General features: G+C 70.5%; 7 protein-coding genes. 3 read left to right on the top strand and 4 right to left on the bottom strand.

The genetic code is table 11. From position 1 onward, the window contains the following. Positions 1–19: 19 nt before the first annotated feature. The 3 genes from pntB to ABD151_RS09460 all read right to left on the bottom strand — a co-directional run bounded on the left by pntB (position 20) and on the right by ABD151_RS09460 (position 6749). Entirely contained in the window at positions 20–1441 is a 1422-nt protein-coding gene (pntB, locus tag ABD151_RS09450; protein WP_343993636.1) for a Re/Si-specific NAD(P)(+) transhydrogenase subunit beta, read from the bottom strand. A gap of 13 nt (positions 1442–1454) precedes the next feature. Further along, positions 1455–2981, bottom strand: coding sequence for a Re/Si-specific NAD(P)(+) transhydrogenase subunit alpha (locus tag ABD151_RS09455; protein WP_343993638.1), 1527 nt, complete (start codon positions 2979–2981; stop codon positions 1455–1457). A 207-nt stretch (positions 2982–3188) separates the two neighbouring features. Further along, on the bottom strand, positions 3189–6749 hold the full coding sequence (locus ABD151_RS09460) for an InlB B-repeat-containing protein (protein WP_343993640.1): 3561 nt from the start codon (positions 6747–6749) through the stop codon (positions 3189–3191). A gap of 164 nt (positions 6750–6913) precedes the next feature. Here ABD151_RS09460 and ABD151_RS09465 point away from each other — a divergent pair, with 164 nt between their 5' ends. Beyond that, positions 6914–7678 carry an SDR family NAD(P)-dependent oxidoreductase gene (locus tag ABD151_RS09465; protein ID WP_343993642.1) on the top strand — a complete coding sequence of 255 codons (765 nt, stop codon included), beginning with the start codon at positions 6914–6916 and terminating at the stop codon, positions 7676–7678. Between the two features lie 55 nt (positions 7679–7733). On the opposite strand, the gene ABD151_RS09470 is transcribed toward ABD151_RS09465, so the two are convergent. Continuing rightward, positions 7734–8351, bottom strand: a complete 618-nt coding sequence (locus ABD151_RS09470) for a TetR/AcrR family transcriptional regulator (RefSeq protein WP_343993644.1) — start codon at positions 8349–8351, stop codon at positions 7734–7736. A 145-nt stretch (positions 8352–8496) separates the two neighbouring features. On the opposite strand from ABD151_RS09470, the gene ABD151_RS09475 reads away from it, so the two are divergent. Continuing rightward, the gene (locus tag ABD151_RS09475) at positions 8497–9372 is read left to right on the top strand and encodes an LLM class F420-dependent oxidoreductase (RefSeq protein WP_343993646.1); all 876 of its coding nucleotides are present in this window, start codon (positions 8497–8499) and stop codon (positions 9370–9372) included. Further along, a partial coding sequence (locus tag ABD151_RS09480; protein ID WP_343993648.1) for a nuclear transport factor 2 family protein occupies positions 9369–9622 on the top strand: 254 nt, incomplete at its 3' end. The genes ABD151_RS09475 and ABD151_RS09480, both read left to right, overlap by 4 nt.

A 9622-nucleotide genomic window follows, 5' to 3' on the forward strand; every position in this document is an offset into this window, starting at 1 on the left:
GTGGAGCCTGGAGCGTGGATCAGAGCGCGCGGAGGATGTCCTCGACGCGGTCCTTGGCGTCACCGAAGAGCATCGCCGAGTTCTCCCGGAAGAACAGCGGGTTCTGCACGCCGGCGTAGCCCGAGGCCATCGAGCGCTTGAAGACGATCACGTTCTCCGCCTCCCAGACCGTGAGCACCGGCATGCCGGCGATCGGGCTGGTCGGGTCCTCGGAGGCGGCCGGGTTGACGGTGTCGTTGGCACCGATCACCAGGACCACCGAGGTCTCGGCGAAGTCGTCGTTGATCTCGTCCATCTCGAGCACGACGTCGTAGGGCACCTTGGCCTCGGCCAGCAGCACGTTCATGTGGCCGGGCAGGCGACCCGCGACGGGGTGGATGCCGAAGCGGACGTCGACGCCCTTGTCCCGCAGCTTCGAGGTGAGCTGCGCGACGCCGTACTGCGCCTGGGCGACCGCCATGCCGTAGCCGGGGGTGATGATGACCGACTTGGCGCCGTTCAGCATGTCCGCCACGCCCTCGGCGTTGATCTCGCGGTGCTCGCCGTAGTCCTTGTCCTCGGCGGGACCGGCAGCGATGCCGAAGCCACCGGCGATCACGGAGATGAACGAGCGGTTCATCGCCTTGCACATCACGTAGGAGAGGAAGGCACCCGAGGAGCCCACCAGCGCACCGGTGATGATCAGCAGCGGGTTGTCGAGCAGGAAGCCGGAGGCCGCAGCGGCCCAGCCGGAGTAGCTGTTCAGCATCGAGACCACGACCGGCATGTCGCCGCCACCGATGGAGGCGACCAGGTGCCAACCGAGGAAGAGCGCCAGCGCGGTGACCACGATCAGCAGCCACAGCTGCGGGTCGACGACGAACCAGACGGTGAGACCGACGAAGAGGACCAGCGAGCCGAGGTTGATGAAGTTCTTGCCCGGCAGCATCAGCGGGTTGGACTTGATCTTCGCGGAGAGCTTCAGGTACGCCACGATCGAGCCGGTGAAGGTGACCGCACCGACGAAGACGCCGATGAAGACCTCGGCGGAGTGGATGCCCAGCATGTCGAGGGCCTTGAGCTTCCAGACCTCGGCGGAGTCATCGCCCTTGTACTCGGCGTGCAGGTAGGCGTTCCAGCCCACCAGCACGGCGGCCAGACCTACGAAGGAGTGCAGCAGCGCGATCAGCTCGGGCATGCCGGTCATCTCGACGACCTTGGCCCGCTGCAGACCGATCACGGCGCCGACGATGACGGCGACGATGAGCAGGGTGACGCCGAGACCGCTGGGGTCGCCGTCGATCGCCAGCGCGATGGTGGCGGCCAGCGCCACGCCCATGCCGGCGATGCCGAAGTAGTTGCCCAGCCGGGCGGTCTCGTGCTTGGAGAGGCCCGCGAGGGCCAGGATGAAGAGCAGACCCGCTACCAGGTAGGCGGCGTACGAAATGTCAGTGATTTCCATGAGTCAGCTCCTTTCAGGATCGCGAGAACATGGCGAGCATGCGGCGGGTCACCGCGAAGCCACCGAAGATGTTGATGGAGGCCAGCAGGATCGCCAGCGCCGCCAGAATCGTGATCAGGTTGCCGTCGTGCCCGATCTGGAGCAGGGCACCGACCACGATGATTCCGGAGATGGCGTTGGTCACCGACATGAGCGGCGTGTGCAGCGCGTGGTGCACACCCGTGATCACGTAGTAGCCGATCACGATCGAGAGCGCGAAGATGATCAGCTGTCCCTGCAGGACGGCCGGCGAGGCCGCGACCAGGGCCAGCAGTGCGAGCGCACCCACCAGCACGCCACCGAGACGCTGACCGGTGGTGAGCGGCTTCTTCTCCTCCTTGGCCACGACTGCCTCAGCGGCGGGCGCAGCGGCCGGGGCGGCGGAGACCTGGACCGGCGGAGCGGGCCAGGTGGACTCGCCGTTGCGGACCACGGTGATCGAGCGCTGGATGACGTCCTCGAAGTCGAGGACGAGCTGGCCGTCCTTCTCCGGGGTCATCAGCTTGAGCAGGTTCACCAGGTTGGTGCCGTAGAGCTGCGAGGCCTGCGCGGGCAGACGACCGGCGAGGTCGGTGTAGCCGATGATGGTGACGCCGTTGTCGGTGGTGACCACCTGACCGGCGACCGAGCCCTCGACGTTGCCGCCGCTGCCGGCAGCCATGTCGACGATGACCGAGCCGGCCTTCATCGAGGCCACCATCGCCTTGGTGATCAGCACCGGGGCGGCGCGCCCCGGGATCAGCGCGGTGGTGATGATGATGTCGGTGTTCGGCACGGTCTGGGCGTAGAGCGCCTCGGCCCGTGCGTTGTAGTCGTCCGACATCTCCTTGGCGTAGCCGGTGGCGGAGACCTCGACGTCGGCGGACTCCACCGAGAGGTACTCACCGCCCAGCGACTTCACCTGGTCGGCGACCTCGGGACGCGGGTCGGTCGCCTTGACGATGGCACCGAGCGAGCCGGCAGCACCGATCGCGGCGAGACCGGCGACGCCGGCACCGGCGACCAGCACGGTGGCCGGCGGGACCTTGCCCGCGGCCGTCACCTGGCCGGTGAAGAACCGGCCGAAGACGTGAGCGGACTCGACGACGGCGCGGTAGCCCGCGATGTTCGCCATCGAGGAGAGCACGTCCATGGACTGCGCGCGGCTGATCCGCGGCACGGCGTCCATCGACAGTGCGGTGATCGGGCGCGCGGTGAGGTTGGCGACGGTCGCCTCCTCGGTCCGCGCGTTGAGGATGCCGATCAGCGTGGCATTCTCACGGAGACCGTCCAGCTGAGGGTTCGTGGGCGTGTTGACGCTCAGCACGATGTCGCCGGCCAGGGCATCGCCGATCGTGGCGCCTGCCTCGACGTAGGCCTGGTCGGAGAAGCTCGAGGCCTCACCCGCGCCCGACTCGACGATGACTTCGTATCCGAGCTTCGCGAGCTGAACCACGGTGGCAGGGGTTGCCGCCACGCGTGTCTCGCCAGGGCTCTGCTCCCTGATGACTCCGATGATCACTACTACTCCGTTCTTCGGTGAAGGTGACGGCGACCTTCCTTGCCGCCCCTTGCCCAGGGCCTCGTTGCCCCGGTCCCGCTCGCGGGATCGTATCCACGAGTCCACCACGTGGAATACCGCCGTCTCAGCATGTGCCAGTGACCTGGCTCACCCGGAGCGGACGCCGAACGACCGCCGGAGCATCGCCCGGCGGTCGCTCCGACGGGCTCAGCGCAGGCGTACCACCCGGTAACCCATGCTCGCCCCGCCCGGCCAGGACGTCGGGGTGAAGGTGAGCGCGGTCGTGGCACCGGCGGCCACCGCGAAGCGCAGGTAGACCGAGCCGCCGCCGCGCGCGTACGAGGTGGTGGCCGACCCGTCGACGGCGAGGGCGACGTTGGTCAGCTGGTAGGAGCCGTTCAGCGCGATGAAGAGGCTCCGGAAACTCCAGCTCGGCTGGGCCCACTTGCCGGAGGCGCCCAGCAGGCCGGCGTCGGCCTGGTCGTCGAGGAACATCGCCAGCACGAAGTCGCGGTACCAGACCTGGATGTCGGCACCCGTCACCGCGGTGAAGGCGGCCGCTGGGGTTCCGGTGGCCGAGGCGAGCGCCGACCAGAACGCCTCCTCCGCGGCCGGCGACCCGTTCGCATGCCGGTCCGCGGCGTAGCGCAGGAAGGCCCAGCCTGCACCGCGCGCCGCCCCCGTGCCGCCGTCGGCGAGCAGGCCGCTGTTCTGCGGGCTCTGCAGCCAGCCGCGGAGCCGGGTGAAGTTGGTGTTGGCATAGGTGTTGAACGCCGCGACCCGCTTGCTGGCGTTGGGGCCGGTGGTGAGCTGCGTGACCAGGATGTTCGCCAGTGGAGTCAGGCCGACCGAGGCCCCGTAGAAGGTGCGCTCGCTGGCGGCGTCGGCGAGCGCCATGCTCAGCCAGGTGCCGTCCAGAGCCGCGCCGGCGTCAAGGCGGGCGCCGTCGTTGATGAGCAGACCAAGCTGGCGCGCCAGGGCAGGCAGCGAGTTCCCGTAGGTGCTGCTGACGGTCCGGACGTTCGAGTTGACCTCACCGTTGGCGTCAGGAGCCATCAGATAGATGACCTCACCCTCGTTGCTGAGCGCGCACTCGCTCTTCTCCAGCAGGTCCAGCGGACGGGTCAGCTCCGTGACGATGGTGCTCGACGCCGGGGGCGCGAGCTCGTTCAGGCCGCGGGTCACGAAGATCACCACGCGGCCGTTCGCGTCCACGTCGGACGGAGCGCCGAACGCGCCGGTGACGGCGGGGTAGATCGTCTCGTCGAACGCCTTGAGCAACTCGTTGTGGTAGTCGGTCTCGGTGGCCAACGGCGCAAGGCCGCCGCCATAGGTGGGGTTCTGATCGTCGCCGACCAGGATCGCGTGGTCGCCCACCGCCTTGACGACGGCGTTCGTGCCGGTGCCGCTCGCGCAGCCGGCGCCCATCTCGCGGTTGAGCCGCCAGGTGTCGCCGACCGCGGGAACCACCCCGGCAGGCACGCCGGCCGCGGGAACCAGCGGCGTTCCGCCGACGGTGCCGGCGCGAGCCGCCTCGGCGAAGCCGACCTGGTCGCGGCGCCGGGTGGCATCGGCGTCCGCGTTGGCGGCGGCGCTGCCGGTCTGATCGGCGAGCACCGAGGCCGCATTGCCGGTGATCGAGGTGGTCATGGACAGGGCCGAGCCGGACAGGTTCGTGGGCACCAGCAGGTACTCGGCAGCGGCGGCGCCCGTGTTCTTCACCCGCAGCTGGCCACCGGCCGCCGGGACCGAGCCGGCGACGTCGCCGTGCAGCGGAAGGACCACGGCGTCCGAGAACTCGGCATTCACGCTCATCGATGCGGTGACGCCGGCATCGGTGCGCGGGTTCGCGGTGACGCCGTCGCTCCACTGGGTGAAGGTGTAGCCGGCGTCGGGCACGGCGGTGACCGCGGTGCCGTCCTCACCGTGCTCGACGCTCTGCGTGGTGGTGCCGCTCAGCGTGCCGCCCGTGCCGGCGGTGTAGGTGAGGGTGTAGCTGAGCTTCTCGAAGACCGCGCTCACGGAGAGGTCCCCGACCACGCTGAGGTCGGTGCGCGGGTTGGCGGTGCTGCCGTCGCTCCAGCGCACGAAGCGGTAGCCGGTGTCGGGCACCGCGGTGATGGCACTGCCGTCGCTGCCGTGGTTGACGTACTGGGTGGCGGTGCCGGTGATCGTGCCGCCGGTGCCGGCGGTGTAGGCGAGGGTGTAGGAGCTCGTGGCGAAGAACGCGGTGATGCTCATGTCCGCGGTGATCGGGCCATCGCTGCGCGTGGCATCGGTGTTGCCGTCGCCCCACTGCACGAACTCGTGCCCGACGTCAGGCACCGCGGTGACCACGGTCGAGCTCGAGCCGTGCGCGACGGTCTGGGTGGCGGTGCCACCGATGGACCCGCCGGAGTCCGCGAGATAGCGGACCGTGTAGGTGATCAGCTCGTACTCGGCGGTGACGGTGAGGTCGGCGGTGACGTCGAGGTCGGTGCGCGGGTTGGCGGTGCTGCCGTCGCTCCAGCGCACGAAGCGGTAGCCGGCGTCGGGCGTGACCGAGACCGCCGGGCCGTCCTCGCCGTGCTCGACGGTCGCTGGGGCGCTCGGGGAGACCGTGCCGTTGGCTCCCGGCAGGTAGGTCAGCGCATAGGTGTTGACCTCGAAGATCGCGGTGACGGCGAGGTGCGCGGTGACGTCGAGGTCGGTGCGCGGGTTGGCGGTGCTGCCGTCGCTCCAGCGCAGGAAGTGCTGGCCGGCGGCGGGGACGGCGCTGACGGCGGTGCCGTCGTCGCCGTGCTCGACGCTCTGCGCGAGGTCGCCGCTCAGGGTGCCGCCGGGGCCTGCGGTATAGGTCAGGTCGTAGCGGAGCCGCGCGAACTCGGCGGTCACGGTGAGGTCGGCGGCGAGGGCGAGGTCGGCGCGGGGGTTGGCGGTGCTGCCGTCGCTCCAGCGCACGAAGCGGTGACTGGCGCCCGAGACGGCGGTCACCGGCGTCGCGTCGGCGCCCCAGGCGACGGTCTGGTCGGTGTCGCCGGTCACTGCACCGCCTGGGCCGGCGAGATAGCGGGCGCGGAAGGTGAGCACGGCGAACTCCGCGGTGACGCTGAGGTCGTCGGTGACGTCGAGGTCCTGGCGCGGGTTGTCGGTGTTGCCGTCGCTCCAGCGCACGAACGCGTAGCCGGTGTCGGGCACGGCGGTGACCGCGGTGCCGTCGGTGCCGTGGGCGACGGTCTGCGTGGTGCTGCCGCCGAGGGTGCCGTTCGACCCGGCCGCGTAGGTGAGGTCGTAGGTGATCGCCGCGAAGCGGGCCTCGACGTCGATCTTCGCGGAGACGTCGCGGTCGTGGCGCCGCGCGGTGCTGACGCCGTCACTCCAGTCGACGAAGGTGTGGCCGGCATCGGGGACCGCGGTGACCGGAGTGGCGTCGGCGCCCTTCTCGATGCGCTGCGCCAGGTCGCCGGTGATGGCACCGCCGGGGGCTGCGGTGTAGCTGACCGCGAACCGCTCGGCCGCCTCGCCGTCGTCCTCGTCGTCGTCGCCGGGGCCGGTAGGCCCGTTCTCGTCGTCGGCCGGGAGCTGGCCGGCGGGCGGACAGCCGCTGTCCGCGGCCGCGTGCTCCAGCGGGGTGCCGACCGAGCCGAGCAGCACGGCGATCGTCAGCAGGCCCGCGGCCAGGGCGCGCAGGTGCCGGCGACACATCACGACCAGGCCGAGCAGGAGGAGGGAGCCTCCGATCGCGATGGGGAGGAACGACGGGCCACCAGCGTCAGGGAGACAATCCACCCGGCGACACTAGCGACCATTCATGGATGGGGTCCAAGTTGCTCCCGCCTTCGAGACTTCCGGTCTAGACCGACCGGGCTCCCGATGGGCCGCCGCGAGCCTCGACGGTCTCGCGACGCAGCGTTACAATCTAACGCTTGCTTGATGCCGTCGAGAGGACCCTCATGTTCAGTCACCGCACCGGAACCGCACTCGTCACCGGCGGCACCGGCGGGATCGGCGCGGCGATCAGCCGCCGGCTCGCGGAGGAGGGCAGCACGGTGCACTTCACCTACCGCTCCGCCGAGGCAGCCGCCGCCGAGCTCCTCTCCGAGCTGCGCGCCCACCGCGAGACGAGCAGCGCCGCCCCGCTCGACCTGACCGATGCGGACGCCGTCAAGGCGAGCGTCGACGAGGCGGCCGCCGCCCACGGTGGCCTCCACACGCTGGTGCATGCAGCCGGACCGCACGTGCCGATGGTCCACCTGTCGCGCGTGGCACCGGAGGACTTCGCCCGGCAGACGCGCATCGACGTCGACGGGTTCTTCAACCTGGTCAGCGCAACGCTCCCCCACCTGCGCGCCTCCCGCGGCTCGATCGTCGTGGTCAGCACCGCGGCGACCACCCGCTACCCCAAGCGCGACGGACTCTCGTCCGGCCCGAAGGCAGCGGTCGAGGCGCTGGCGCGCGGCTTCGCCGCCGAGGAGGGTCGCTACGGCGTCCGGGTCAACTGCGTCGGGCCGGGCATGCTGACCGACGGGATGGCCGAACGCCTGATCGCGAACGGGGACCTCGACGAGGCGGCCCTGGCGATCACCCGCGACAACATCCCGTTGCGTCGCTTCGGCTCCGCGCTCGACATCGCCGAGGCCGCGATCTTCCTGGCCTCGGACAAGGCCGGCTTCATCTCCGGCCAGAAGCTCGACGTGGACGGCGGCTACGGCGTCTGACCCCCGCCCAATGTGACCTCAGCGCGCAGAATTCCGGGGATTTCCAGCGCTGAGGTCACATTGAGCGGGGATTAAGACCATCGAACAGCAGCGCGAGGTACTCGTCGGCCACCTCGTCGATGGTGACGTCGCCGCCCGGCCGGTACCAGTGCACCACCGGCCAGACCGAGTCGCGGATCAGCCGGAAGGCCACCTGCACCCGCAGGTCGGCACGGAACTCGCCCGCCGCGACGCCGTCGACCAGGAAGCCGCTGATCATCGACTCGAACTCGTGGCGCCGCGCCGCCATCGGCTTGAACCGCTCATTGAGGTGCAGCATCGCGCCCTCGTTCTGATAGACGCGCACCTCGTCGTTGTGGGTGTGCATCGCCTCCAGCGAGACCCGCAGTGCCCGCTCCAGCTTCACCCGCGGGCTGTCGGCGGAGTCGACGATCTCCTGGTAGCGCGCCCAGAGCACGTCCTGAAGGCCGCTGACCAGCGACTCGAGGATGTCCTCCTTGGACTTGAAGTAGTAGTACAGGCTCCCCGAGAGCAGACCGGCGGCGTCGCCGATCTCGCGCACCGTGGTGGCCGCGTACCCGCGCCGCGCGATCAGCTCGGCGCAGACCTTCAACAGCTCGGCACGCTTGGCCTCGCGGTAGGCGGACTCCTCGCCCGTCTGGCGTCGCGCCATGGTGACCACTCTCGTTTCATGCTGGCGGATGGGATCGAGGGCCCGCTGCGCAGGCACCCCGCTGCTAATCTATCAAGCAGTTGCTTGAAACGAGTCGTAGCGAGCCGCCGCCACCACGCGGGACGGCGCCCAGAAGGAGTCCCCCATGGAATTCGCAGTCGTCGCATCCTCCGCCTCCGGCCGCACGGCCGACCCCGAGTGGATGAGCGCCTACGCCCGGCACGCCGAGGCGTGCGGCTTCGAGTCGCTGGTGCTGGTCGAGCACGCGGTGATGGCCAGCGAGTACGCCAGCGAGTACCCCTATGCGCCGTCGGGGCGCGTCGAGCTGGCCGCGGACGTCGACATCCCGGACCCGCTGGAGATGCTCTCCTTCCTGGCCGGGCGCACCGAGCGGCTCGGACTGGCCACCGGCGTGCTGGTGCTGCCCGTGCACCAGCCGGTGGTGCTCGCCAAGCGGCTCGCCACCCTCGACCGGATCTCCGGCGGCCGCCTGCGGATCTGCGTCGGCATGGGCTGGCTGCGCGAGGAGCTGGAGGCGTGCGACGTGCCGTTCACCGCCCGCGGACGGCGCGCCAACGAGCAGATCGAGGTGCTGCGCAAGCTCTGGGCCGGCGGCCCGGACGGGGTCAGCCACCACGGCGAGTTCTTCGACTTCGACCACGCCGTCAGCTACCCGAAGCCGGTGCAGGCCGGCGGCGTGCCGCTGCACATCGGCGGCCACACCCCGGCCGCCGCCCGCCGCGCCGGGCGCTACGGCAACGGCCTCCAGCCGTTGGGCCTGGCCGGCGAGGCGCTGGCCGACGTGGTCGCGCTGATGCGTCGCACCGCGGAGGAGCACGACCGCGACCCGAACGCCCTGGAGCTCTCGCTGGGCCACCTGGTCACCAAGATCAACGCCGACCGGGCGGCCTCCCTCGAGGCCCAGGGCGCGACCCGGATCGTGCTGGCCGCCAGCGACACCGGCGACCTCGAGCAGGCCAAGGACGAGCTCTCCGCCTGTGCCGAGCGGCTCGGCCTGTGACCCTCTCCGGCGACGACCGGCTCGCGCTGCACGACCTGGTCGCCCGCTACGCCGCCCTGGTGGACGCACGCGACTTCACCGCGGTCGGCGAGCTCTTCACCCCGGACGCAGTGCTGCGCACCCCCGCGCCGCCGTCCGAGCTCGCGCCGGTGAACAGGCTGAGCGGACGCACCTCGATCATCACCGAGCTGCAGCGCCTGGAGGGGTTCAAGGCCACCTTCCACGGCATCCTCGGCGTCGTCCTCGACCC

Origin of the sequence: Nocardioides dubius, from assembly GCF_039528155.1 — a bacterium.
Classification (GTDB): Bacteria; Actinomycetota; Actinomycetes; order Propionibacteriales; family Nocardioidaceae; genus Nocardioides; species Nocardioides dubius.

Excerpts from the sequence above, each read along its gene's own strand:
- pntB (WP_343993636.1), bottom strand. The coding sequence starts at position 1,441 with ATGGAAATCACTGACATTTCGTACGCCGCCTACCTGGTAGCGGGTCTG.
- ABD151_RS09465 (WP_343993642.1), top strand. The coding sequence starts at position 6,914 with ATGTTCAGTCACCGCACCGGAACCGCACTCGTCACCGGCGGCACCGGC.
- ABD151_RS09470 (WP_343993644.1), bottom strand. The coding sequence starts at position 8,351 with ATGGCGCGACGCCAGACGGGCGAGGAGTCCGCCTACCGCGAGGCCAAG.
- ABD151_RS09475 (WP_343993646.1), top strand. The coding sequence starts at position 8,497 with ATGGAATTCGCAGTCGTCGCATCCTCCGCCTCCGGCCGCACGGCCGAC.